Raw genomic sequence first — 24,962 nt, 5'->3', positions numbered from 1 at the left:
AGGTGGCTCCTTTGTTTTGTAGAAAAATAAAAATAGATGGTGTCATAGTATCGCTCTTCGGCAAATCAACCATTCTACATAAAATATATTTTCTGCCATGTCGCTCTTATTTATAGTGATAAAACGAAACTTCAGCAACAGATGTTTTATGCGTGAAAGCGAAGCGTCAGCAACAGATGTTTTTAAAGCGACTGCTAATTTCAAAATAGTTTTTAACAAAAAAAGGAGCCGATTTCATTCGTATGAGACGGCTCCTTCTGCATTAATTATTATTGTTGAAAACGTAATTTCAAGCACGCTTTTTCCACATCGTGTAGCGTTTCTTTTAACGGTATTTCACCTGAGTAAAGTGAAATCGTAACGGGTGCTTTTTCTGTAATACCTTGTTGTGTAAAAATATAATTTTTGCCGTTATACGTTAAATACATATTTTTTACAGATCTTTTTCCGAAGGCACTAGTAGATGAATCGAAAAATCCTTTTAATTGACTGCAGTATTCATTGTAGAAATCACTTTTAAAGCCAGAAAGAGCTTCAAATTTTTTACTATCAATAGCTTCAGCCTCATTCGCTAACTCAAAAATTTTAGCCGAAAATTCGGAAAAAACTTCTTTTACTTTAGCACGAATTAATGCTTTTGAATTATAACTGTTTAAGTCATCAGAAAGAGTGACTTTACTCATTGAAATAGCCTCCTGCATAAAAAACCTTTAGTACTTAATAACATAAATGTATAAGAAAAATAAGGGAATTTCAATATACTTAAACACTTTTAAGATAATAGCAGTGCTAGAATCAGAAAAAAATAGGTGTTTTTATGCAGTTGAGAACGGGAAAATACTACTTGTATTTTCATTCAGCAATTTTCTGTGCGACAGCAACAATGTTTTATCTGTGCGAAAGCGAAGCGACAGCAACAATGTTTTATCTGTGCGAAAGCGAAGCGACAGCAACAACAATTACGCCAAGGTGCAATTAATCAGTCGTAAACATGGTACAACATAAGCTCATGAATCATTTTTTTAACTTCCTCTTCGTTTGGAGGGATAGATCCCTTCCATTGTATAACGCCATCTTTTAAGTACTCCGCTGTATAACGTTCACGTTGATAAAAGAACGAAATAGACCAACCTGGAAGCTGTGAATTTTCAAATAAAGGCTTAAAGCTAAAATGCTGAATCATAACCAAACCCCATTTCTTATATATGTAGTTAATATTATTCAAGGATAGTGGTAATTTTGCAACTACAAATGTCAATCCTATCGTAATGAGCTGAAAAAGGATTTTTTGTTGATATTACTTATGTACATCCATTTTTACTCGACTCCCGTGGGAAAGCGAGTAGCCCGTAGCGGAAATCAGTATTTTAAAATTAATAAAGATGGATAAAAATAGTTAAACTAATAGGAGGTATTTCTTTCGTAGAAAATCATTGCTCTGCTATAATAAGTGCATCAGGCGACAAATTACGCCAATAGTGAATACAATTGAAATGAGAGGATACTAATGGATAATTTTCTAGTAACATTACTATTTATGGCAATTATCGGTGCTGCAATTGGTGGTGTAACGAATCACCTAGCAATTAAAATGCTTTTCCGACCACATAATGCTATATATATTAAAAATTGGCGAGTGCCTTTTACACCAGGTCTTATTCCGAAACGACGTGACGAATTAGCAAAGCAACTGGGGCTAACGGTTGTGAATTATTTATTAACACCTGAAACTTTTAGAAAGAAATTTTTCTCAAAGGATATTCAGGAAAAGGTAGAACAGTTTGTACAAGCAAAGGTAGAAGAAACGATTTTTACGAATGATAAAACAATTCAGGATTGGCTATCATTAGCCGGATTTTCCAATATGCCAGCAACAATTGAACAGAAGGTAGAAGCAATTGTTGAGGGACAATTTGAATCAGTTAAGAATACACTATCAACGAAATCAATTCGTACACTTTTATCAGCAGATATTCAAAATGCAATTGATGCAAAGATACCAGTAGCGGTTGATCATATTTTAGAAAAGGGTGAGGATTATTTTTTATCACCTGAGGGCGAACTGACAATAAAGGCGATGATTGATGACTTCTTATCGTCAAAAGGATCACTTGGCGGAATGATTAATATGTTTTTAGGAGATTCTTCGTCGCTCGTGGCAAAGGTTCAGCGTGAGCTTGTGAAATTTTTACAGACACCAGGTACATCAACATTACTAACGAAAATTTTTACTCAGGAATTGGAAAAATTAAAAGATCGCCCAGCAATGGATTTCTTAAAGGATATTCGTTTTGAACAAATATTATCGAAATTGCAAACTTACGTAAAAGAACAATTAGCAGTTGAAGAGCGCTTGAATTATCCTATTTCGCATTACTGGCCAGAAGGTAATTCATGGATGAAGGAAACAGTAATCCCACAAGCCATTGAAAAAGCTTTTGTAAAAGCTGAAGATAAATTAGAAGATGTGTTGAAACGCTTAAATTTACAAGAAGTAGTACGTGAGCAGGTTGATTCTTTCCCTGTATCGAAATTAGAGGAGCTTGTACTCGGTATTTCAAAGCGTGAGTTTAAAATGATTACAGTACTTGGTGCAGTTCTTGGTGGATTGATTGGGATTGTGCAAGGGTTAATTGTTTACTTTATTTAAAAAGGAGAATTATGTTTATGATTAATATTTACAATGACATTAATGCGTTAGAGGCAACTTTTCGTAAAACACCTGAATTTGAAGCGTTAAATAAAGCTGTGACAGTGGTTAAGGAAGATGAAGAGGCATTAAATCTATTCAAAAATTTCCGTAAGGTTCAAATTGACTTACAGAAAAAGCAATTAAATGGCGAAGATATATTGGAAGATGAGCTCGTATACGCACAAAAAGCGGCACAGCTTGCACAGCAAAATGCAAAAATTTCTGCAATGCTTGAGGCAGAAATGAATGTAAGTAAGATCATTGAAGAAGTAAACCGCATTTTAATAAAACCTATTCAAGCATTGTATGAAGAATTTTAACAGCGAAAAAAACAACTAAGCGGAAGAAAAACATGATTTAGCGGCGAAGTTCAATATCCAAGCAGCAAAACAACAGGTTCTAGCGTCACAAACGAGAGTCCTGAAAAAACGGATGCTATCGTCGATCTGATCAAAAGGCTTTCTTAGGCATAAAAATACTAATAGTTGCACATATAACAAGTAAGAAGAAAAACGTGTTTCCGCAAGCCGGAGCACGTTTTCAATTTATGGCTCAATATCTATTGGAGGTTATATTATGCATGTAATCATTGAATGGACCTATAAAGCGAAAAAGGGTGCGGAAACTGTTTTACGTTCAGAAGAAATGCCAGCAGCTCAAGCATTACTACTTGCAGAGGACATGGAGCGAACAGGGAGAGTAAAATCACTGCATTGTATCGATCGACAAGATACAAGTTGGTCTTTAAAGGAACTCAAGGCATATTTAAAGGAAATTGACACTGAGCCACACAATATTACAGTCTATTTCGATGGTGGATTTGATCTTGCAACAAAACAATCGGGGCTAGGCTGTGCGATTTATTATGAGCAAAATGGCAAACCATATCGATTAAGACAAAATTCTTTTTCGGCAGAGCTAAAATCTAACAATGAGGCAGAATACGCAGCGCTTTATTTGGGGTTAGTTGAGCTTGAGCTATTGAACGTTCACCATTTGCCAGTTTGTTTCACTGGCGATTCCCAAGTCGTTATTAATCAATTGAGTGGGGAATGGCCAGCACTTGAAAAGAATTTATCTAGCTGGGCAGATAAAATTGATGCAAAGCTAGAGGAGCTCAGTATCCAGCCAGAGTACAAGCTTATAACACGTAAAGAAAATTCAGAAGCCGATCGACTTGCAACTCAAGCATTAAACGGTATCGATATTACAGGATTAAGGGAAATGGTAAAGGAGTAGGGATTAGACGCTCCAAAAGAATAGAGGCTAGGACAAAACTAGTCAAAACTTAAAAAAGTGCGAGAAATCAATTTTAAAAACATTGATTTCTCGCACTTTTCTTATGTGAAATTTCATGACCAAGGATCTACCGCTTCGCAAAAAGACATTTGTTGCCTCGACACCCCAGAAAGGCGCCCAGCCGGTACGAAAATCACCCCTACGCTCTGGTGTTGGTCCTATTATAAACTTATCGATAAAATAATTTTTCCGTTTGTGATTGCTAATCATAAGAAATATTTACTGGTAAATGGCTTTTATCACAAATTTTCCTGTTTTTAATGAAACTTTTACCATTTCTAAACTACTACTACTATGAACCTAACAATAAGGAGAGATTTTATGAACATGAAAAAATTTGCGCCTGCAGCAATGACAGCATTATTAGTTGGAAGTTTAGCAATACCAGTCGCTTCAGCAAATGAAAAACAGACAGAGGCAGAACAACAAGTACCGCAAATTCAAATTGACCCTGTTCACATTTTCAATACTACTTATGGAACAGTTGAAAAAGTCAATTCTAGTGAAAAAATTACATATTTCACAGTAAAAGATGGCGATCAAACAAACATTTTAGAGATAACAAAGGATACACTTGTTTTCGATAATACAGGTAAAAAAGTGGACCTTAAAGAAGGGGATAAAATAGTAGCTTATACATTTGCGAACAAGCCACAAAAATTAATTTATCCACCACAATTTGGTCCCGATGTTGTTATTGTTGAAACTAAAGAAGCTGGATTTGTTGAAGTTGATTACTTCTTTGAAAATCTAACAAATACTTATGATATGTTAAAATTAAGCATTGGTGAAAACACGGAGCTTCTAAATACGAAGGGAGAAAAAGTTGCAGCTAAAGATTTAACAGAGAAGAACTTAGTTGTTTTCTATACAGCTTCAACAAAAAGTATCCCAGCTCAAACAACCCCTTCGAAAGTAATTGTTCTTGATGACGAGTCTGAAAATACAACAGAAAATACTGTAGAAGCGGAAATAGCAAAAATAATCGCGACAGATTATTATGAAGTCGATGGAACAAAAATGGTTCCGTTGCGTTTGATTGGCGAAAAGCTGGGCTATAAAGTAGAGTCGACAGGTAATGGTGCAATTATATCTAAAGGTAATTTATCATACACAATTACTCGTGGAGAAAAAATGTTTGGTTATAACAAAGCATTACGCCCATTAAATGCAGCACCTGCTTTGTTAGAAGCAAATAAAACATATGTACCAGTTGAATTTGTAGAGGAATACTTAAAATAATTTTAAAAAATCCCTGTAAAGGTAGGTTTGCCTTTATAGGGATTTTTGCGCTTTTGGGAAGAATTCAAGACAAATTTTATTTCCAAATATAATCATTTCAGGAAACTTGATAGGACAATCATCGTCTTATTCAAGGAAGAGAATGACTTGACTTCAGGAATTCAAATAGAAGAGAGGATTTAATGTGGAAAGAAAATCAAGGAGCGCTAAAAAAGCGAAACCTAAGAATAAAGTTATGAAAATAACCTTACTAGTAATTATAATTTTATTGTTAAGTGTAACTAGTTATGGAACTTATGCGTTTGTTAAATTTAAAAATGCTTATGATAGTTCAAAGGTCGATTTAAATAGAGAAGGAAATAAATCAGATCTTAGGGAAGAGGATGTTTCATTTACAAAAGATCCAATCTCAATTCTATTATTAGGTATTGAAAATTATTCTAGTAAGACGAAGGATGGTCGAGCAGACACTCAAATGGTCATTACGTTGGATCCGGATACATCTGAAATTAACTTAATTACAGTACCTCGAGATGCAAGAGTTAAAATAGAAAATGCAGGGGAATATACAGGTATACATAAAATCAATGCCGCTTATAATTATGGGTCAATTACAGACTATGGGGCAATTAAACTTCAATTAGAGACAGTTGAAAAGTTCCTTAATATACCGATAGATAACTTTATTGCAGTGAACTTTGATGGCTTTAGAGATATTGTCGATGCTTTAGGTGGAGTAACAATAGATGTAAAAGAAGATTTCTGGGAAGATAATTTTTACGATAGAAAAAGGATAGAATTTCATAAAGGAGAAGCACATTTAAACGGGGAAGAGGCACTTGCATTTGTAAGAATGAGAAAAAGAGCTGTTAATGCTTCATACTCACGTGAAGAGAGACAAAGACAATTTTTGACTGCAACGATTAATCAAGCAAAATCGACGAATACAATATTTAAAATTGGTCAAATTGCAGATATTTTAGGAAAAAACGTAGAAACAGATTTAAACTCTAATGAAATCTACGCACTCCAAAAGCAATATTTGAGTTCCAAAAACATATCTACTAAAACGTTAGAAATACAAGGAGAAGATCAGTATATCAACGATGTTTCTTACTTTATGCCCGATATGGAAAACCTGGAGAAAGTAAGCATGGAATTAAGAAAAATTCTTAAAGTAAAAGAAGGAAATTTCAAAACAAACGCGGTTATTGAAAGATAAAAAAATAAGAATCCATTTTGATAAATTTTTCAAAATGGATTTTTTGTATCAATAAACTGAATATTCTGTTATTTCTTGCGGCTTTGCTTATCGTAATGAAAATTTGTTAAACTATTGGTGCTGTAATTTTTGAGAGAAAAGAGCGAAGAAAATGAAATTTATTCACATAGATCAAAAATATCCTGAGGATTGGATTCGCGTATTAAATCATATTGCGAATTTATTTTTTGAGGATTCCAAGCTAAAAGTAGAGTCTGAAGGAACAGATATGGCAGTTTCATTCGAATATAACGTTGGGGATGATTTCTCGATTTCTACAAAAGCTGCACTTGAGGTAGACGGTAAGTGTTATACGAATGACTATCGTATTCAATACGAATCTGAGGCTGAAGGACGTGAGCTAAATATTCGTATGAAGCGTGCTTTGTCTCACGTATTTTTAGATGTGTTAGAGCAACATACGGGAATGCATCAGCAATGGGGAATTTTAACGGGTGTGCGTCCAACTAAGCTTTACCATAAATTCCGTAAGGAGGGTAAGAGCGAGGAAGAAATTGCTGATATTCTTATTCGTGATTTCCGCTTGTCAGAGGAAAAGGTAGCGTTACTAAAAGAAATAGTTGCTCGTCAGTTAGTGACGATTCCTGATATAGATGAAATCGGTAAAGAAATAAGTATTTATATCGGTATTCCTTTTTGCCCGACTAAATGTGCTTATTGCACGTTCCCAGCGTATGCGATTGGCAGCAATCGAAAGCAAGGGCGTGTTGCTACATTTTTAGATGGGTTGCATATTGAATTACGTGAAATGGGGAAATGGCTGAAGGAAAATAATATGAAAATCACGTCCATTTATTGGGGTGGTGGTACACCGACATCTATTGAGGCACATGAAATGGATGCATTGTATGAGACGATGTATGATTCCTTCCCGCATCCTGAAACTATCCGTGAAGTAACTGTCGAAGCGGGCAGACCTGATACGATTACGCCTGAAAAACTAGAAGTGTTAAAAAAATGGGGCATTGACCGAATAAGTGTTAATCCACAATCGTATACAGACGAAACACTTAAAGCAATTGGTCGTCATCATACGGTACAGGAAACAATTGATAAGTTTTGGTTAGCACGTGAATCAGGCATGAATAATATTAATATGGATTTAATTATTGGTTTACCGAATGAAGGGATTGAAGAGTTCCAGCATTCATTAGATGAATCTGCAAAAATGCAGCCAGAATCGCTAACGGTACACACATTATCATTTAAGCGTGCATCGGAAATGACACGTAATAAAGATAAGTACAAGGTAGCAGACCGTGATACTGTTGCACAAATGATGCATATGGCACAAGTATGGACGAAGGAAAATAATTATGCACCATACTATTTATATCGTCAAAAAAATATTTTAGGCAATTTAGAAAATGTCGGCTACAGTAAAGCTGGAGAAGAAAGCATCTATAATATTGTCATAATGGAAGAAGTACAGACTATTTTAGGAATTGGCTGTGGAGCCTCCTCTAAATTTGTTCATCCTGAAACAGGGAAGATTACGCAGTTCCATAATCCAAAGGATCCGTCTGCCTACATCATGACGTTTGAAGAAGCAATCGGTAAAAAAATCGAGTTTTTAGATGAATTATATAAGGCATAAAAAGATGGCAATCTGACGTGATGTTCAGATTGCCTCTTTTATTCCGATAAATCTCGATAATGTTCCGATAAAGTTGGAAAACATTCCGATAAAACCACAAAATGTTCCGATAAAATTAAAAAACATTCAGATAAATTCTCAGGAATATTTTTAGTCTGAATTATAATAATTGTAAGCACCTAACTTAAATGAAAGGAGGTATAACATGAAAGTCGTTATTAGTCCAGACTCCTATAAGGGGACTCTGTCGGCCATCGAGGTGGCTAATGCAATGCAAGCAGGAATCTTGGATGCTGATCCATCAATTGAAACAGTCATTTTACCAGTTGCAGACGGTGGAGAAGGTACACTAGAATCACTTGTTGCCTCAACAGATGGTCAATATATTTCACAACATGTGCTGGACCCATTGGGGAGAGAAATTGAAGCGAGATATGGAGTGCTTGGTGATAATGACACATGCGTTATTGAAATGGCACAAGCATCCGGTATTATGCTGTTACAGGAGAAGGAAAAATATCCTGAGCTTGCATCGACGTATGGGACGGGACAGCTAATCAAGGCTGCTCTTGATGAAGGGTTTAGGAAATTTATTATCGGAATTGGCGGTAGTGCTACAAATGATGCTGGTATTGGCATGTTAAAGGCACTTGGATTGCAATTGAAAAAAGAAGACGGCACATTAATTGCTGATAGAGTTTCGGCACTATTAGATTTAGCTTCAATTGATGTTAGTCAGTTAGATCCCCGATTGGCTGAAGCAACATTTATTATTGCCTGTGATGTTGATAATCCATTGATTGGAGAGTGTGGGGCAACAGCTATTTTTGGACCTCAAAAAGGTGTGAAAGAGCATCAAATTGCGTATTTTGATAGCTGCTTAAAACAGTTTGCAGACATTGTTGAAAAGCAAATTGGCATTCGACTGCACGACTACAAAGGGGCCGGCGCTGCAGGTGGAATGGGAGGCGCATTAATAGCATTTTTAAATAGCAGTTTTAATGCAGGTATTGAGATTGTGATGAATGCAGTACAGTTAAAAAAGCATTTAGAAGGTGCCGAGTTTGTTATGACAGGTGAAGGACAATCGGATCGTCAAACATTACACGGGAAGGCACCATTAGGGGTGGCGAGGGCTGCAACAGTAGCGAATGTACACGCTGTCTTATTGTCAGGGACAATAGATGAAAATGATAAACCTAAATTACTAGAATATTTTACAGTTGTTGAATCATTAGTAGATGAAAATATTAGTATCCAGCAGGCAATGCAAGAACCTTATTATTTTATTCGTATGAAAACAAAGAGGATCTTTGAGTCTTACGTACAAATGGAGAAGGATTAATGCCGGAACAATGACAGGTAACGATAGAGAGCAGCCCATGGTGAGCTCTCTTTTTTGTATAATAGAAAAATAGAAAGGAAGTTAGTAAATGAAAAAATTAATAGTAGTGCTCCTTTGTATTTTTTTATTAGCAGGCTGTACGGAAACATTAAATACGGAGAAAGTATCCGTCACTGCGGGACATGAAATGCGCGTACATTTTATTGATGTAGGACAAGGAGATTCAATTTTTATTGAATCGCCAAATGGCAAGACAATGCTTGTTGATGGAGGCGTTAAAGGAGCTGGTCAAAAGGTTGTTTCGTATTTGAAGGAGCTTGGTGTGAATAAGCTCGATATAGTGGTCGCAACCCATCCTGATGCAGACCATATTGGTGGTTTAATTCCTGTGATAAATTCGATAAATATTGGACAATTTTATGATTCAGGGAAGGTACATACATCTCAAACCTTTGAAGAAATGCTGACACTTATTGATACGAAGAATATTCCTTATAATGTTCCGAAAACAGGAGATAGTATAGCGTTTGATGATGATATTAATGTGAAGGTGTTAAACGCCAATGAACATGCAAAAGATAATAATGATGCTTCCATTGTTTTAAAAATTGCATATGGTAATGTATCATTTTTATTAACAGCTGACGCGGGAATAGCGTTAGAAAAAGAGATGATGCAGCATGATGTGAAAGCAACGGTCTTAAAGGCAGGTCATCACGGCTCTAACACGAGTAGTTCGGCGGAGTTCATTCAGGCAGTGCATCCTGAGGTGGCCATTTTAAGCTATGGGGAGGGCAATAAGTATGGTCATCCTCATGCTGAAGTAGTTGAGCGTTTACAAGCAATTGGTAGTAAAATTTACTCAACGGCAGAAGTAGGGACGGTGATCGTATCAACCGATGGAGTAAACTATGACGTGAATTCAAAAGAATGGCCAGGAGCAAATGTCTCAGCACCAAAAGCGACTAGTGCAAATGCCTCGGCACCACAAACAACTAGTACAAGTGTCTCAGCTCCAAAAACAACTAGTGCAAGTGTTGAGATTGTTAGTAAGGACTTAATAGAAGAAATTGTAGGCATTAAAAATAATGGTAAGGAAGCAGTATCCTTAAAAAATTGGCAGTTAATATCAATTGAAGGGTATCAAGTTTTTAACTTTCCGAATGTGACATTGCAGCCAGGGAAAACAATTTATGTCACAAGTGGCTCAAATGCACGAGAGGGTCAAAATTATTTAAAGTGGACAAAGAAACAGATTTGGTTGAATGATGGGGATGCTGCACAATTACGTAATGCGAAAGGGGAACTCGTTAGTGAGCTCGACTAAATACACCTTAGACCGTATTGAAGAAGGATATGCAGTTTTTTTGAAGTACCCAGAGGAAGAGGAACAGCTAATCATTTTACAATCTGCCATGAATAAACCAGTGCAGGTTGGCGATCGCGTGCTAATTGAAGAAATTGATGGCATCTATCAAATTGAAATTTTAAAAGAAGAAACTGAGCAGAAAAAGGCCGAAATACAAAGCTTAATGGATAGATTGCGTAGGAAAAATCAATAGTTTCAAAATGAAGAAGAGACTGGGATTAGGCTCATCACTAGAAGATGATGATGAGCCTATATTTTACTGGCCACTCGAGCACGAAAATGCCTAAAACGCTATGCTAAATATTTTGAATATATGCTAAAATAATTATACTAATAGGAAGCTAGGAGCTGACACAATGTCAATTAACACAATTATTTTTGATTTAGATGATACGCTATTATGGGATAAAAAGTCCGTCAAAACAGCATTTGAGAAAACATGTGAATATGCAGCAACAATACATAATGTAAATCCAGCTGAGCTAGAGGAAGCTGTACGTAAAGAAGCACGTGCACTTTACGAAGGCTATGAAACATATGATTATACTGTGTTAATCGGTATTAACCCATTCGAAGGGCTTTGGGGCACATTCGATGATCCAACAGATTCTTTCCAAAAAATGAAAAATATCGTACCAGGCTATCGTACAGAAGCATGGACAAAAGGCTTAGCAGCTCTTGGCATTGATGATGCACAGCTAGGGGCGGAGCTAGGGGAGCGCTTTGTGGCAGAGCGTAAAGTGTCTCCATTCTTATATGAAGATACTTTTGATGTGCTAGATAAGCTGAAAGGAAAGTATCAACTCGTATTACTGACAAATGGAGCACCAAGTTTACAAAATTTAAAGCTTGAAATTACACCAGAAATCGCGCCATATTTTGACCATATTATTATCTCTGGGGACTTTGGTAAAGGGAAACCAGATGCCTCTATTTTCGAGTATGTAATGGAGAAAGCAGGTATTACAGCAGATGATGCGGTAATGGTTGGAGATAACTTAAATACTGATATTTTAGGCTCATCTCGTGTTGGTATGCGCAACGTTTGGATCAATCGTGAAAACAATGCACCAAATGGCATTGTCACTCCAACATATGAGGTTGATTCTTTAACGGCATTATTAGAACTTGTAAATAAGCTATAAGCCCGAAAATGTACTGATTCTCAAAGGATCAGTACATTTTTGCTTGTAAATTAAATATAAATTAATGCATATCAATAGACAAAGATTGTTCACTCCGAAGTGGGGCTTTCAGCGCAAACTCATCCCGCAGGAGTCGCCATTCTCCGTAAAAAATCAACGGTTCCATATCATTAGTATGAGAAGACAAGCTGAAACAAAATAGTATAACAGCTTTGATCAAAATACTATACAAGACAGGCCTCACATAGGGCGTGAAGGTGGTCGCCATAGCTTGGAATTCTTCACGGAAATCCAAAATATTTATAGCTTTGAAGTGAGGCTATACACTTCAAAGCTGTTCAATAAGTTATTGGACAGCTTTTTTTACACCTCAAAAATAAAAAAAAGTATCTCAGAAACACTTCTGAGATACCCCAATTCCGAATGAGGTCAGTGTATATAATATGCAAAGTATAACAATGAACAAGCTATTGTAATACATAGTTGAACAACGGCACTTGCTACTAGGTAACCTCGGGGCTCACCTGCTTTTTTACGATAATAAATTTGCATAATAGAGTAGAGCGTAAATAAGCCGTATATAATCGTAGCGTGTATGGAATGCATCAGTAAATAGATAGCAAATAAAATACCTGCAAACAAAACTAGCATAATAGCGTTGGCGATTGCATGTTCAACTGTAGCCGCAACAAAACGTCGTTCAATAGGAGGCATTCTTTTTTTTGCAAGCAATAGTGTTAAGTGTGTAAGTAATAAAAAGATATTTCCATTAACAATCTTAATTGAACGTTTATCATCATAGTAGTACTCTAGTGAATCAAATGAATTGTCGAGTTTTATGGCCTGCTCCGTTTGGACATTAAAGAGGGTATCGTTATTTAGTACCTTCCATTTTTCTTGAGTACCATTAGAATAGACAATCAACACGTCTTGAGGTGTAAAGTAACCATTAGCTTCCCATTGTTGAGCAGTTACTGAAACTGAAGATGCCTTTTCGATTTGTTCTTGTAGCTGAGTTAATAATTGTTTATTTGTATAGCATTGCTGAGGTACATAAAGGCATGAAGCTTTTGCGATAAACGTTTCCTTGTTTTCATTATTGTGTACATAGACTGTTGCAATTGTTTTGTTTGTATCTGTTGTCAGTGGAGAGGTGGCTGGCCCTTGGATAAAGGACAACATTAAAATAGTAAGAACTGTGACAAATAGCAAAGACACTGCTGGCATTTTCCAAGACTTTTTGATTGGTGTTTTTTCTATTGTAGTAGGTGTAGTAATATTGTGCAGTATTTTTTCCTGCTGCTGCTTAGTTAATTTGAGGTCGCGTAAATGTTGCCAGGATTCCTCATTGTTCTTCATCAAATTCACCTCCAAGTTGCTTTTTTAATGCAACAAGTGCACGTTTTAATGTGTTTTTGACCTTGCCTTCATTCCAACCAAGTACATCACAAATTTCCTGAATGGATAAACCCTCGATTTTACGTAAAATAAGGACATCTCGATAAGGGAGCTTAAGTCTACTAATGGCAAGATAAAGCATCTTTGCATTTTCTTGCTGGATGAGCCATTGGTGTGGTGAAGTTGGCTCAAGCTCTTCATGACTGTTTAAAAACGGTACAAATTGAATAAGTCTTTTCCGGCGGTAATGATCGTAGGCTAGATTACGTGCAGTACTCCTAAGCCAAGCGAGTTCTGCACCTTCCTTGATTGTCTGCTGATATTTTAAATAGCGGGCAAATGTCTCCTGTGTGAAATCCTCCGCTATTTCTCATCATTGAGTAAGTAATATAAGTATTTAACTTCTTTCAGCAGGTGTCAAAACACCTGCTGAAAGAAGTTAAAGCCTCCGGCGGATGTCACGGAATCGGTAAGGAGTTCACATAGGATGTTAGCCTAAAATCATCGCATCCATGCGATAACGGCTAACTGACCTGCATCACGCAGGCCTAAGCACAAAGCCGATTCCGGACGCAATTATGCCGAGGCATAATTGATTAATTGGTTTGATTATGTAAGTAAAACAGCTCTTCAATCGTCAAAATGTGCACCTCCTTTCTCTTAAAGACGAGGGACTTTCTGAAAAGTATCATTTTACCAAAAAAAACGTACTTGCCGTAAATGGCAAAGTACGTTTTTTTTATTTTGCATTAAAATTCAGCAGAAGCAAAGTAGCAAGGTTTATACGATATCTTTACGTGATTCACGTCGCCAAGCATAAAATGTAAGTATTATTGTAAGGCCGATAAGCAAAATATATCCAGTTGGTGATAGCCATTTCGGATGCCAAATCGAAATGATGTCTGAAATCATATAATTCGTGACACCAGCAATCATGCCGAACATAACAATAATCTGAATACCAATCAATGCAATTGTATTACGAGCAAATGTTGAAATTGCCATCGATAATATACCTAAGAGTAAAGTTGCAATAAAGATTGCCACGATTGATAAAATGATATATTGGAAAAACGTCATATCGTACCAGTAATAGTCCCAGCAAAATGAAGACAATGGTAAGTCGAAATGGGAAGAAGTGTTATTTGTTGCATACATAGTTAAATAAATAATCATTAATACAATTGTTATAAACACTGCACTGACGAGCCCTGCAAGCCATTTTATCCAAAATATTCTTCGTCCTTTTTTCGATGTATATTGCAATGGAATAATAGATGTTACCTTGTCCCTAAGATAAATAGGAGATAGCAGAATTGAGATGCTGAATAAGATAATAATAGATAAATTTTGTGCAATACGCTGGAAATTGTCTAATACAATGTTAGAGTATATCGTATGCTTTCTGTCATTCAATAACTGCTTAAAGCGCTGCTGCTGTGCCCCAGATGTGCGTTCCATTTCTGTTTGAAGTGATATTTCATGGTGTTGGTAACGTTCAATTAAACTTACCCATGCTTGCAGTACCCATGGAAAATCCTCTTCGCTGTGAAAAGTAATAGCATTAAAATACTCTGACTGCTGTTCATTCTCCGGATCACTAAATGCTTCGTATGTTGTAATACCTAACGCCACAGCTTTCGGATCATGTTCTAAAAATGTATCTGCCTTCTTTTTCTCCTGCTCGTACATGGCTACTATTTCTTTATATTCTTTTTCGTCTATTTCTGCCCCATACTTTGGAATCAGTTGCTGCTCAATCGCAAATGTATCTCCCGCAGGACGACCATTGGGAAAGTAGGTTATATTAAACTCAAACAATAACCAATAGAGAAGTACATTCACAAATACAATTAACGCTACAATCTTCCACGAAAATATTTTCCTCATTTCCATCCAAAATAGCTGCATATTACACAATATCCTTTCTATTAAATCGTCTGAATACGTATGTTACACAAAGTAAACTAATGAGACCCCATAAAACTAAAGTCCAAACCTCGTGATATTCAAACATCATCAAATTGGACACACCTGAAAAATACATATGGGGATTGAGTAAAAGTAGTGTTAAATTAAAATGCATAAGTAGCAATAACGTAGGCATACCACTGAAGAACATAGGTACAACAAACATACTTACAAGAATTAATATACAGAGTATCCAAGAGAGATAACTATTTCTTAAAAATGTACTTATGCAAAATGTAAGGAGCGAGATAATAAGTAAAGTGATAACAAGTATAGTAATTGTTAATAATAAATACTTCCAGAGCTCAATTGGCCACCATGTTATATGTGGCCACGTATATTCCCAGTTCAAGCCACTGGTAATAGGTGCTGTCCAAACGCCAGAATAATCATATACCGTGAAAAAGGTTATTAATGATATTCCGAACAGCGGCAATAAGATAAGGAGAGTCGTTAAAAGGCTTGCTATTAGTTTATGCCGCATCAATAGACGTCCTTTTTTCGTTGCATAGGTTATAAGCTGTGTCTGATGTTCAAATTCATAATTTGTAATAAGAGCTGTGAGAAGTACGACTAGTATTACACCTTCCATAGCGATTGTCTTTATAAGATCTTTAAATAATTCACTATGCATTCGATAGTCACTTGCAAAAAACCACTTATTATATTCTTTAGTTTCCTTCATTTCTGTGAAGCGATTATTTAATTTATCGAATTCCCTCGATACAAAGTCAGCCGCCCAGTTTGTTAAGCCGAAATCAGCAATTGTTCCTTCCTTTAGTGTCTCAATATTAAGCTTAGCGTAACGTTCATCTAAACCCTTTCCAAGATTAATATATAATTGCATCAAATGTATTCGATCAATTTCATGTTGCTCAGCTAAAGTAGAATTTTGATATTTTTCATCATTCATGGAATTGATAAATATATTGGCATCTTGAAACTGTGGATTACGTTTTTTAACATCTGCATTCAAGTCTTTCTGCATCTTACTCAAGATTTCATCATTAAAGGTTTCACCGTACTTTTTAATAATGTCATTTGCTATTTTTAATTCGTCTCTTACATAGGAATTACTAATAATCGTGAAAATATTAAAAATAGAAAACAACACGAGTAGTATTAAAATGGTTGGTGAAAATAATGCTTTTTTCATTTCAAGCCAAGTAATATTCATGTGTTACCACCACTTGTATATTCATGTGCATATTCCACTAGAAATACATCCTCGAGCTGTGGTTCAACTGACTTCCAGAATGACTCTGCTTTTTCATCAGCGACAAAGCGTACAATCATCTTTCCTTGCTCTTGCTTTTCTGCCAGTGTCACATAACTTTTACGGAATTCGGTAAAGTCCTCATACGTCATTGTTGTTTCAAACACTTTTCCTGAGAGTGTTGCGCAAATATTAGCAACAGAATCTTTATAAGAAATGACGTTGTTTTTTATCATGATAATTTCATTCGCAATAGATTCGATGTCTGATACAATATGGGTCGAAATGATAATAATTCGGTTACGCGAAAGCTCTGACAACAAATGTCTAAAGCGAGCACGTTCCTTTGGGTCAAGCCCTGCTGTTGGTTCATCAAGCACTATTATTTTGGGATCACTTAAAAGTGCCTGTGCAATGCCAACCCGTTGAATCATCCCACCTGAAAATTTTCGCATTTTTTTATTCTTCACATCACTAAGTGCTACCATATCGAGTACTTCATCAATTCGACTGGCTACGGTTTGCTTGTCCATCCCTTTTAATGCTGCCAAATAACTTAAATATTGCTTTGGTGTAGAATGTTTGTAATAACCAAAATGCTGAGGTAAATAGCCAACATGCTCACGATATGATTGACCAAGCATTTTAATAGGCTGTCCTTGATAAAAAATGACGCCAGTTGTTGGACTAATCAATGTTACGAGCATTTTGATAAGAGTTGTCTTACCAGCCCCATTTGGAGCGAGTAAACCGTATATACCATTGCCAAACTGTAAATTTATATTATGCAATGCTGTAAAATCCCCGTACTTTTTTCCTACATCTTGTACGACTAACATTCAAAAACTCCCTCCTGATTTTTTGTCATTAAACGTTTAAATGAATAAAGGTATAGTGCTAGTACTCCAATAAGTAAGACACTGTACACTGCAATCGGTAAGTTGTCTAAAATTCGTGCATACTGTTGACCTACTGTTAAAAGTAAAAGTGTATTTCCTAATATCCAAGCTATGATAAATAACATGCTTCGATTGAAGACCTGTCCATTGTAAAGTGATAATAGTAAGCCTGTTGAGAATAGAAATAACCCTGTTAAAGATAGAAGTAATAGTCGGAATATATCAATCTCCACCTTAAATGATAAGATTAAGATAAATGACATATTAACTAAAATAGCTATTCCACTAAAGAAAAGCATGCGGCATACAAGTAACTGAAAGACCGTATACTTCATCGTCATTTCTAATTCAAACGTATTATTCGACCGTTTTTGATAATATGCATATGCTGTTAAGCTTAGGAAAACAAGTGGTGAGAGCATAAAGAACATACCATTCAACATAAAAGACTCCGTTGCTATGTCATCAGCTATTAGCCATATATAGCCGAAGATAATTAACGTTATAAGTCCACTAAACAATGCCTCACTATAGCTAAGGAAAACATATTTCCAGCCAATTTGACGCTTTAAGTCAAGCAGTAAATGTATGAAGCTTTGTTTTACTGGTAGCCCCTGCTTGATAATAAAAGCAACTTGCTGTTCAATCTCTTCATCTGTTGGATACGGAATTGCCCATTTTTTGTTTTCCATTTAAGTTAGCCTCCATTTCCTCTCTAAGTTTTTTTAACACTACATAATATCTTGTCTTGACCGTCGATTCTGATAAATTCAAAAGCCCTGCAATCTCTTGAAAAGTCAGCTCTAAAAACAGTTTGTAACGAAGAATTTGCTGGGTCTGTACTTCATATTTATAAAGTAAAAGATTTACTTCCTCTAAATCTTCCTTTTTAATAAGGTAATTTACTATATCTACTGCATCGATAAGTTCAAGATCTTCTACATAGTTTGTTAGCTGGCCAGCTTGATACGATTTCGAGCGAAAATAATCGATGCAATGATTGGAAGCTATACGATAAAGCCATGTGCGAAAAGCGGCTTTCTTCTTATTAAAATTAGTAATAGCCTGCAGCATGCGTATGAAAATTTCCTGTGTCAAATCTAAAGCTAATTGTTCGTCCAAAACTTGCTTATAAACAAATGAGAAAATTTCTTTATAATATTTTTTAACAAGTAAATTAGCACTTTCTTCATGAGCTGATTGCTGCACACGCCTTATCCATCGGCTTTCAAAATCCATCCATTATCACATCACTTTCATCGCCTCATTTATATATTCGTAAAGCTCTTTTAAATAGTTTTGATTTTTATAAAATTTTTTTGCGAGGTGAATAAAAAATGACCTGAGCTGTTGAACTCAGGTCATGTAAATACAATATATTAAATTATCAATATTATAGGTTAATCGCTCTTACTTCATCAATATTTTCAAGCTGTGCAACGAATGTTAGATCTTCTTCAGTTACAGCATTGTCGATTGTTAGCATCATGACAGCTGTACCACCAACTTGTGCACGACCAACTTGCATTGTTGCGATGTTGATATCTTTTTCTGCTAGCTTTGTTGCTACGCGGCCGATTGCACCTGGCTTGTCAGTATTTTTAATGTAAAGAAGGTGACCTTGTGGAATAACGTCAACAACATAGTCTTCTACTTTAACAATGCGTGCACCTAAACCGTTTAATAATGTACCAGCAACTGTGTGTGTTTCGTTTACTGTTTTAATTTCAATCGTAATTAAGCTAGTGAAACCTTTAGCAGTTGTTGTTTTATGTTCATTAATTTTCATGCCGATACGTTCAGATAGGTAGCGAGCATTTACGTCATTCACATGATTACCGTGGTTTTTAGATAATAAGCCTTTTAACGCGTTTGACGTTAATGGACGAACATCATAATTTGCTACTTCACCAGCATAAGATAAGTTGATTTCTTTTACAGGCTCAGTTGTAAGTTGAGATAAGAATGAACCTAGTTTTTCAGCTAATTCAAAGAAAGGCTCTACTTGCGCAAGCAACTCTTTTGGAATAGATGGCATGTTCACTGGATTAGTTACAGTACCTGTTTTATAGAATTTAATGATGTCGTTTGAAACGTCTACAGCTACAGACTCTTGTGCTTCAATTGTAGATGCACCTAAGTGAGGTGTTGCGATTACTTGTGGTAAAGTAAGTAGCTTGTGGTCAGTTGCTGGCTCAGTTACGAATACGTCAAGAGCAGCACCCGCTACTTTACCTTCTACGATTGCATCGTATAAATCATCCTCATTGATAATACCGCCACGTGCACAGTTAATGATACGCACGCCATCTTTCATCATAGCGAATTTTTCTTTGTTAATAAGGTTGCGTGTTTCAGGAAGAAGTGGTGTGTGTACTGTAATGAAATCTGCAGCTGCACAAATTTCTTCAACTGTTGATTTTGTTACCCCTAACTCTTTAGCACGTTCATCTGTTAGGAATGGATCGTATGCCATAACGTTCATGCGTTGACCTTTTGCACGATAAGCAACTTCAACACCGATACGGCCGAAGCCTACAACACCTAGAGTTTTATTTTTAAGCTCAACGCCAACATAAGATTTACGATCCCATTTACCATTTTTAAGTGTATTGAATGCTTGTGGGATGTGACGAGCAAGTGAAGTCATCATGGCAATAGTGTGCTCAGCAGCAGAGTTCGTGTTACCGTCTGGTGCATTTACAACGATAATACCATGTTCAGTTGCAGCAGTTAGATCAATGTTGTCTACACCTACTCCAGCACGTCCGATAAGTTTTAAGTTTTTAGCTGCTTGAATTACTTCGCGTGTTACCGTTGTTTGAGAACGTACTAGTAAAACATCTACATCCGCAATTTTTGCGATTAATTCTTCTGGTGCAAGACCAGTGTCAACAATGATATTTAAATCTAAATCTTGTTCTTGTCGTAGTGGGAAAATACCATCTTCACTTAGTGGGTCAGCGATAAATACGTTAATTGTTTTTGTTGCAGTAGTCATTTGTAATTAGCTCCTTTTAATAAAAAATTGTTAGTGTTCTTTATATACGAAACAGTCTGAATTTTGTAAAACCAAACATCTTACAGCATGCAAACAATCTCCTTTCTAGAATAAAAAACAATAAAAAAACCTTCCGCGCCTTACAAACACAAAGATTGTGTTGTAAGGGGCGAAAGGCTGAATAGACATTGGTTCGCGGTACCACCCTTAATCACTGCTTGAAAGATTTCTAGCAGTCTTAGCAATATGCGTAACGTGCATGTAACGGATAAGCTTACTTTGGAGATGTTCGGCTTATCTATTCAGGAGTGGAACTATTATCGTAGAAATCACTGATTTACACCAACCATCAGCTCTCTTTGGATTTTCTTGCGACTAGCATGTCTCCGTCGTTATATTTTCGTGTGATTAAATTTGTTAACATCATAATCCTTATTGTTCACCTTTGTCAACAATATTTCTGAAAAAGATTAAAAATCGTGACTTCAAAAGTCAGAAAAATACCTAAATACGAATATTATCGTGTTTTATATTTTGTATCGTTCGTCTTTTCGGAAAGGATAATGAAAGCGCTACCGATATATGTTAAGTCAGATTACATGGGCTTTTAACAAATATTTGAGGTCGAAAATTATACGGGAATGAATTGGTATTAAATGGATTGCGTGATTGGAAACTTTCGTTGTTTAGAGGAGGGAAGCGAACATTTTTTATTGTCACATTTTCGTCAAAAATTTAATGTGTAGAAGGTAAACAATCAATTAGAGAAGAATGTAAGTAATGAAGATTGATTTTTAGGGGGCGTAGAATGATGTATGATGTAGCAATTGTCGGTGCAGGACTGGCAGGATTAGTAGCTGCTTGTGAGTTAGCGGATGCAAAGAAAAAAATTGTTTTAGTAGATCAAGAACCTGAAAATTCAATGGGGGGACAGGCATTTTGGTCCTTTGGTGGTATATTTTTAGTGAATTCACCTGAGCAAAGAAGGCTTGGTATTAAGGATAGTAAAGAGCTTGCCTGGCAGGATTGGCAAGGGACGGCTGGCTTCGATCGCTTGGAGGATGAAGATTCGTGGGCGTATAAATGGGCGAGGGCTTATGTAGATTTTGCAGCTGGTGAAAAATATAGTTGGTTAAAGTCTATGGGTATTAAGTTTTTTCCTGTCGTCGGTTGGGCAGAACGTGGAGGATCATTAGCAGGCGGACACGGTAATTCGGTACCTAGATTTCATGTTGTTTGGGGAACTGGGCCAGGCATTGTAAAGCCGTTTGCTGAAAAAGTGAAAAAGGCCATAAATGATGGTTATATAGATTTTAAACCAAGACATCGTGTAGATGAGTTTATTCTACACGATGGAAGAATAACAGGGATTAGTGGAACAGTTTTGGCTCAAAGCTATGCAATTCGTGGTGAAAAAAGCTCAAGGCTGGGCATTGGCGAATTTTCTTATGAAGCTGAAGCGGTTATTGTGGCCAGCGGTGGAATAGGTGCAAATTTTGATTTAATCAGAAAAAATTGGCCAGAGCGACTAGGAACACCACCTAAAAATATGATCAGTGGTGTACCTGCTTATGTAGATGGCAGAATGTTAGAAATTACTGAGCATGCGGGAGGACGTATCGTTAATCGAGACCGCATGTGGCATTATACAGAAGGCTTGAAAAATTGGGATCCTATATGGCCAAATCACGGCATTCGAATTTTGCCTGGCCCTTCATCATTATGGTTTGATGCAGAAGGCAATCGATTTGGAGCACCTAATTTTCCGGGCTTTGATACGTTAAGCACATTAGAGGCAATTCAAAAAACAGGCTATGATTACTCGTGGTTTATTTTAACTGAAAAAATTATTGAGAAGGAATTTGCATTATCAGGCTCTGAACAAAATCCTGATTTAACAAATAAAAGTATTAGTGATGTTCTGAAACGTGTTTTGCCAGGTGCACCAGGTCCAATTCAGGCATTTAAAAATCATGGTGAGGATTTTGTGATTGCTAATGATTTAAAGGAGTTAGTCGAAGGAATGAACAAGTTGGCTGGTAATGACCTTCTTGATTTTATCAAAATAAAAGAGCAAATTTTAGCAAGGGATCGTGAAATGGACAATAAATTTACAAAGGACTTACAGGTTAATGCTATTCATGGGGCAAGAAACTATGTTGGTGATAAATTTGTGCGCGTTGCGAAGCCCCATAAAATATTAGATCCAAAAAATTGGCCACTTATTGCGGTACGCTTAAATATTTTAACGCGTAAAACATTAGGAGGCTTACAGACCAATTTGAATGGTGCTGTGTTAGGAATAGATGGTCAGCCTGTACCGGGTTTATTTGCAGCTGGGGAAGTTAGTGGTTTTGGTGGTGGCGGTGTACATGGTTACCGTGCTTTAGAAGGGACATTTGTTGGTGGGTGTTTATTTAGTGGTAGACAGGTAGGGCGTTACTTGGCAAAAAGAGAATGAAGGAAAATTTAAGTGAGTTTTAAAAAGCCCTAGTAAGAGGGAGATTGCTCGGGTAAGGCGAGAAAATGATCGGGTGCCGGGGGAAAATCGCTCGGCTACCAAAAAAATATGAAAGAGCATCACCACAAATGGATGATGCTCTTTTTTCTTATAAAGAAGAGTTTTGAACTTCGGAGATTTTAGCGATTTGTCCCTCAATCTGCTCTTTTGTCCAACCATTCTCTTCAACAAAGAAGTTGCGTTCTGCGCGGCGGCATTCGTCTGAACAGCTACGCATATAAAAGGCCTCATGCTTTTCCTCGCAAAGCATTAATTTATGGCAATCAGGATTTGCGCAGTTTGTATAACGTTCTGTCGGTTCACCAGTGAAGAAATCCTTGCCGACAATAACATGCTCAACCTGATTAATCGGTACACTACGACGTCGATCAAAGACAAACATTTGTCCATCCCATAGTTGACCTTTTACCTCTGGGTCTTTAGCATACGTGGCAATTCCACCGTGTAACTGACCAACACTTTCTCCATAGCCTTCACGTTTTAACCAGCCAGAGAATTTTTCACAGCGAATACCACCTGTGCAGTAAGTTAAGATTTTCTTATCAGCAAAATCTTCTTTATGAGCTTCCATCCAATCAGGTAGGTCACGGAAGTTTTCAATATCTGGACGCACGGCACCACGGAAATGTCCGAGGTCATATTCATAATCATTACGTGCATCAATAATTACCGTATTATCCTCCTGCATACGTTCCATAAATTCCTTTGGTGATAAATAATCTCCTGTTATTTCTAAAGGATTAATATCATCGTTCAAACCAAGGTGTACAATCTCTCTACGAGGGCGCACATGCATTTTTTTAAAGGCATGCCCTTCAACTTCATCAATTTTCCACATAATATCGCTAAAATGAGGGTCTGCCTTCATCTGATTCATGTATGCATCAGTTTGCTCGACTGTACCTGAAACCGTTCCATTAATCCCCTCATAGCCAACTAAAATACGACCAAGAAGTCCGATTTCTTGACAAACTGCTAAATGTTCCTCTGCGAATGCTAGAGGGTCTTCAATAGCTATATATTTATAATAAAGTAATACACGATAGTCTTTCTGTGTCACAATCATTAACCACCTTTAAATCAATATTCGTCCTTAAATATAGCATATCAAGTGCTATTTTGCGCAGGATAGAAGGAGTTTTCTAAAAAAACACGAATACTACATAGTGAATGACTATTCATATTTGGGGGTGTATTGGGATGGAATTTTCAACGATTACATTAGAAAAATTAGAACGCCGTGCAACATTAACTTTAAATCGACCACATGCCATGAATGCCATGGACGATGTGATGATGCGTGAACTAGCAGAATGCTTTGAAGCACTACAGCAAGAACAAGAAATACAAATTCTCGTTATTCGTGGGGAGGGAAAAGTCTTTTCTGCAGGTGGCGATATTAAAGCAATGCTAAATCCAAATAAGCCACTTAATATTAATGAGGCCATGGTTTATTTAACACGTATCGTCAAGGCATATTATCAGCTACCGATGATCGTCATCGCAGCAGTTCATGGAGCATCAGCTGGATTAGGCTTTAGTCTAGCGCTAGGGGCCGACATAGTTGTGGCATGTGAAAATAGTAAGCTCGCTATGAATTTCATAGGCATAGGGCTCATCCCTGATGGTGGCGGTCATTTCTTTATGAAGGAACGTGTGGGTACTGTCAAAGCTAAACAAATGATTTGGGAGGGGAAAGTATTAACTGCATCGGAAGCACAGGATGAAGGGTTAATTGACTACGTTGCACCAGATGGAACTGTTTTTGCAATTACTGACCAACTAGTTGGAAAAATGCTTGCTTCTCCAATTGCATCGATGATTACGACTAAAAAAATTCTACATGCTCAAAATTTACCGCAATTAGAGAGTATTTTATCAATGGAAGCAGAGGGGCAAGCAGCGATGCGTAAAACGGCCGATCATTTAGAGGGAATCCATGCGTTTGTAGAGAAAAGAGCACCTGCCTTTGTAGGAAAATAGAG

Annotated in this window: 23 protein-coding genes and 1 other annotated feature; of the genes, 12 read left to right on the top strand and 11 right to left on the bottom strand. The window is 36.7% G+C overall.

Going from position 1 to position 24,962, the window contains the following annotated elements; genetic code table 11:
- Window positions 1-269: 269 nt before the first annotated feature.
- Together ACIQLB_RS14765 and ACIQLB_RS14760 are read right to left on the bottom strand one after the other, a co-directional pair.
- Window positions 270-683, bottom strand: a complete 414-nt coding sequence (locus tag ACIQLB_RS14765; protein ID WP_400727040.1) for a hypothetical protein — start codon at window positions 681-683, stop codon at window positions 270-272.
- Window positions 684-979: 296 nt separating this feature from the next.
- On the bottom strand, window positions 980-1,183 hold the full coding sequence (locus tag ACIQLB_RS14760; RefSeq protein WP_387083439.1) for a YheE family protein: 204 nt from the start codon (window positions 1,181-1,183) through the stop codon (window positions 980-982).
- Window positions 1,184-1,507: 324 nt separating this feature from the next.
- Between ACIQLB_RS14760 and ACIQLB_RS14755 the strand changes: the two genes are divergently transcribed.
- The 10 genes from ACIQLB_RS14755 (at window position 1,508) to ACIQLB_RS14710 (ending at window position 11,971) form a co-directional block, all read left to right on the top strand.
- Window positions 1,508-2,650 (top strand): DUF445 domain-containing protein, encoded by a 1,143-nt coding sequence (locus tag ACIQLB_RS14755; RefSeq protein ID WP_400727035.1) that lies wholly within the window; start codon window positions 1,508-1,510, stop codon window positions 2,648-2,650.
- Between the two features lie 17 nt (window positions 2,651-2,667).
- Complete coding sequence (locus ACIQLB_RS14750) at window positions 2,668-3,012, top strand: YlbF family regulator (protein ID WP_400727032.1); 345 nt, start codon at window positions 2,668-2,670, stop codon at window positions 3,010-3,012.
- 256 nt (window positions 3,013-3,268) lie between these two features.
- Complete coding sequence (locus ACIQLB_RS14745; protein ID WP_400727028.1) at window positions 3,269-3,931, top strand: ribonuclease H family protein; 663 nt, start codon at window positions 3,269-3,271, stop codon at window positions 3,929-3,931.
- A 381-nt stretch (window positions 3,932-4,312) separates the two neighbouring features.
- Window positions 4,313-5,233 (top strand): stalk domain-containing protein, encoded by a 921-nt coding sequence (locus tag ACIQLB_RS14740; RefSeq protein WP_400727025.1) that lies wholly within the window; start codon window positions 4,313-4,315, stop codon window positions 5,231-5,233.
- 184 nt (window positions 5,234-5,417) lie between these two features.
- Window positions 5,418-6,455: an LCP family protein gene (locus ACIQLB_RS14735; protein WP_400727023.1), complete on the top strand. Its 1,038-nt coding sequence runs from the start codon at window positions 5,418-5,420 to the stop codon at window positions 6,453-6,455.
- A 151-nt stretch (window positions 6,456-6,606) separates the two neighbouring features.
- Entirely contained in the window at window positions 6,607-8,112 is a 1,506-nt protein-coding gene (locus ACIQLB_RS14730) for a coproporphyrinogen III oxidase (RefSeq protein ID WP_400727020.1), read from the top strand.
- A 205-nt stretch (window positions 8,113-8,317) separates the two neighbouring features.
- On the top strand, window positions 8,318-9,457 hold the full coding sequence (locus tag ACIQLB_RS14725; protein WP_400727018.1) for a glycerate kinase: 1,140 nt from the start codon (window positions 8,318-8,320) through the stop codon (window positions 9,455-9,457).
- A gap of 88 nt (window positions 9,458-9,545) precedes the next feature.
- On the top strand, window positions 9,546-10,784 hold the full coding sequence (locus ACIQLB_RS14720; protein WP_400727015.1) for an MBL fold metallo-hydrolase: 1,239 nt from the start codon (window positions 9,546-9,548) through the stop codon (window positions 10,782-10,784).
- The gene (locus ACIQLB_RS14715; RefSeq protein ID WP_400727012.1) at window positions 10,771-11,019 is read left to right on the top strand and encodes a DUF3006 domain-containing protein; all 249 of its coding nucleotides are present in this window, start codon (window positions 10,771-10,773) and stop codon (window positions 11,017-11,019) included. The genes ACIQLB_RS14720 and ACIQLB_RS14715 overlap by 14 nt, the downstream gene beginning before the upstream one ends.
- Before the next feature lie 163 nt (window positions 11,020-11,182).
- Complete coding sequence (locus tag ACIQLB_RS14710) at window positions 11,183-11,971, top strand: HAD family hydrolase (RefSeq protein WP_400727009.1); 789 nt, start codon at window positions 11,183-11,185, stop codon at window positions 11,969-11,971.
- Between the two features lie 429 nt (window positions 11,972-12,400).
- Here the strand turns inward: ACIQLB_RS14710 and ACIQLB_RS14705 are convergent, their stop codons facing one another.
- The 8 genes from ACIQLB_RS14705 to serA all read right to left on the bottom strand — a co-directional run bounded on the left by ACIQLB_RS14705 (window position 12,401) and on the right by serA (window position 20,456).
- Window positions 12,401-13,330, bottom strand: coding sequence for a hypothetical protein (locus ACIQLB_RS14705; protein WP_400727006.1), 930 nt, complete (start codon window positions 13,328-13,330; stop codon window positions 12,401-12,403).
- Window positions 13,317-13,679 (bottom strand): RNA polymerase sigma factor, encoded by a 363-nt coding sequence (locus ACIQLB_RS14700; RefSeq protein ID WP_400727111.1) that lies wholly within the window; start codon window positions 13,677-13,679, stop codon window positions 13,317-13,319. The genes ACIQLB_RS14705 and ACIQLB_RS14700 overlap by 14 nt, the downstream gene beginning before the upstream one ends.
- 470 nt (window positions 13,680-14,149) lie before the next feature.
- Window positions 14,150-15,280: an ABC transporter permease gene (locus ACIQLB_RS14695; RefSeq protein ID WP_400727004.1), complete on the bottom strand. Its 1,131-nt coding sequence runs from the start codon at window positions 15,278-15,280 to the stop codon at window positions 14,150-14,152.
- 1 nt (window position 15,281) lies between these two features.
- Window positions 15,282-16,517, bottom strand: a complete 1,236-nt coding sequence (locus tag ACIQLB_RS14690) for an ABC transporter permease subunit (protein ID WP_400727001.1) — start codon at window positions 16,515-16,517, stop codon at window positions 15,282-15,284.
- On the bottom strand, window positions 16,514-17,395 hold the full coding sequence (locus tag ACIQLB_RS14685; protein ID WP_400726998.1) for an ABC transporter ATP-binding protein: 882 nt from the start codon (window positions 17,393-17,395) through the stop codon (window positions 16,514-16,516). The genes ACIQLB_RS14690 and ACIQLB_RS14685 overlap by 4 nt, the downstream gene beginning before the upstream one ends.
- Entirely contained in the window at window positions 17,389-18,147 is a 759-nt protein-coding gene (locus ACIQLB_RS14680; RefSeq protein ID WP_400726995.1) for a hypothetical protein, read from the bottom strand. Before ACIQLB_RS14680 ends, ACIQLB_RS14685 begins: the two co-directional genes overlap by 7 nt.
- On the bottom strand, window positions 18,107-18,694 hold the full coding sequence (locus tag ACIQLB_RS14675) for an RNA polymerase sigma factor (RefSeq protein ID WP_400726992.1): 588 nt from the start codon (window positions 18,692-18,694) through the stop codon (window positions 18,107-18,109). Before ACIQLB_RS14675 ends, ACIQLB_RS14680 begins: the two co-directional genes overlap by 41 nt.
- A 154-nt stretch (window positions 18,695-18,848) precedes the next feature.
- On the bottom strand, window positions 18,849-20,456 hold the full coding sequence (gene serA / locus ACIQLB_RS14670) for a phosphoglycerate dehydrogenase (RefSeq protein WP_400726990.1): 1,608 nt from the start codon (window positions 20,454-20,456) through the stop codon (window positions 18,849-18,851).
- Between the two features lie 162 nt (window positions 20,457-20,618).
- Window positions 20,619-20,858, bottom strand: a binding site (T-box leader).
- 406 nt (window positions 20,859-21,264) lie between these two features.
- Between serA and ACIQLB_RS14665 the strand changes: the two genes are divergently transcribed.
- Complete coding sequence (locus ACIQLB_RS14665; protein ID WP_400726987.1) at window positions 21,265-22,917, top strand: FAD-binding dehydrogenase; 1,653 nt, start codon at window positions 21,265-21,267, stop codon at window positions 22,915-22,917.
- Window positions 22,918-23,065: 148 nt separating this feature from the next.
- Here the strand turns inward: ACIQLB_RS14665 and trhO are convergent, their stop codons facing one another.
- The gene (gene trhO / locus ACIQLB_RS14660; protein ID WP_400726985.1) at window positions 23,066-24,037 is read right to left on the bottom strand and encodes an oxygen-dependent tRNA uridine(34) hydroxylase TrhO; all 972 of its coding nucleotides are present in this window, start codon (window positions 24,035-24,037) and stop codon (window positions 23,066-23,068) included.
- Window positions 24,038-24,177: 140 nt separating this feature from the next.
- Here trhO and ACIQLB_RS14655 point away from each other — a divergent pair, with 140 nt between their 5' ends.
- Window positions 24,178-24,960 (top strand): enoyl-CoA hydratase, encoded by a 783-nt coding sequence (locus ACIQLB_RS14655; protein WP_400726983.1) that lies wholly within the window; start codon window positions 24,178-24,180, stop codon window positions 24,958-24,960.
- The last annotated feature ends 2 nt before the right edge of the window (window positions 24,961-24,962 follow it).

The organism is Lysinibacillus sp. NPDC092081 (assembly GCF_044755845.1).
Classification (GTDB): domain Bacteria; phylum Bacillota; class Bacilli; order Bacillales_A; family Planococcaceae; genus Lysinibacillus.
The sequence above is the reverse complement of the archived record's forward strand: the minus strand, read 5'-3'. Positions and strand labels throughout refer to the sequence as shown.

Bases quoted from the DNA above. Each gene is read 5' to 3' on its own strand.
- ACIQLB_RS14765 (WP_400727040.1), bottom strand. From the start codon at position 683: ATGAGTAAAGTCACTCTTTCTGATGACTTAAACAGTTATAATTCAAAA.
- ACIQLB_RS14760 (WP_387083439.1), bottom strand. From the start codon at position 1,183: ATGATTCAGCATTTTAGCTTTAAGCCTTTATTTGAAAATTCACAGCTT.
- ACIQLB_RS14755 (WP_400727035.1), top strand. From the start codon at position 1,508: ATGGATAATTTTCTAGTAACATTACTATTTATGGCAATTATCGGTGCT.
- ACIQLB_RS14750 (WP_400727032.1), top strand. From the start codon at position 2,668: ATGATTAATATTTACAATGACATTAATGCGTTAGAGGCAACTTTTCGT.
- ACIQLB_RS14745 (WP_400727028.1), top strand. From the start codon at position 3,269: ATGCATGTAATCATTGAATGGACCTATAAAGCGAAAAAGGGTGCGGAA.
- ACIQLB_RS14740 (WP_400727025.1), top strand. From the start codon at position 4,313: ATGAACATGAAAAAATTTGCGCCTGCAGCAATGACAGCATTATTAGTT.
- ACIQLB_RS14730 (WP_400727020.1), top strand. From the start codon at position 6,607: ATGAAATTTATTCACATAGATCAAAAATATCCTGAGGATTGGATTCGC.
- ACIQLB_RS14725 (WP_400727018.1), top strand. From the start codon at position 8,318: ATGAAAGTCGTTATTAGTCCAGACTCCTATAAGGGGACTCTGTCGGCC.
- ACIQLB_RS14720 (WP_400727015.1), top strand. From the start codon at position 9,546: ATGAAAAAATTAATAGTAGTGCTCCTTTGTATTTTTTTATTAGCAGGC.
- ACIQLB_RS14710 (WP_400727009.1), top strand. From the start codon at position 11,183: ATGTCAATTAACACAATTATTTTTGATTTAGATGATACGCTATTATGG.
- ACIQLB_RS14705 (WP_400727006.1), bottom strand. From the start codon at position 13,330: ATGAAGAACAATGAGGAATCCTGGCAACATTTACGCGACCTCAAATTA.
- ACIQLB_RS14695 (WP_400727004.1), bottom strand. From the start codon at position 15,280: ATGCAGCTATTTTGGATGGAAATGAGGAAAATATTTTCGTGGAAGATT.
- ACIQLB_RS14690 (WP_400727001.1), bottom strand. From the start codon at position 16,517: ATGAATATTACTTGGCTTGAAATGAAAAAAGCATTATTTTCACCAACC.
- ACIQLB_RS14685 (WP_400726998.1), bottom strand. From the start codon at position 17,395: ATGTTAGTCGTACAAGATGTAGGAAAAAAGTACGGGGATTTTACAGCA.
- ACIQLB_RS14680 (WP_400726995.1), bottom strand. From the start codon at position 18,147: ATGGAAAACAAAAAATGGGCAATTCCGTATCCAACAGATGAAGAGATT.
- ACIQLB_RS14675 (WP_400726992.1), bottom strand. From the start codon at position 18,694: ATGGATTTTGAAAGCCGATGGATAAGGCGTGTGCAGCAATCAGCTCAT.
- serA (WP_400726990.1), bottom strand. From the start codon at position 20,456: ATGACTACTGCAACAAAAACAATTAACGTATTTATCGCTGACCCACTA.
- ACIQLB_RS14665 (WP_400726987.1), top strand. From the start codon at position 21,265: ATGATGTATGATGTAGCAATTGTCGGTGCAGGACTGGCAGGATTAGTA.
- ACIQLB_RS14655 (WP_400726983.1), top strand. From the start codon at position 24,178: ATGGAATTTTCAACGATTACATTAGAAAAATTAGAACGCCGTGCAACA.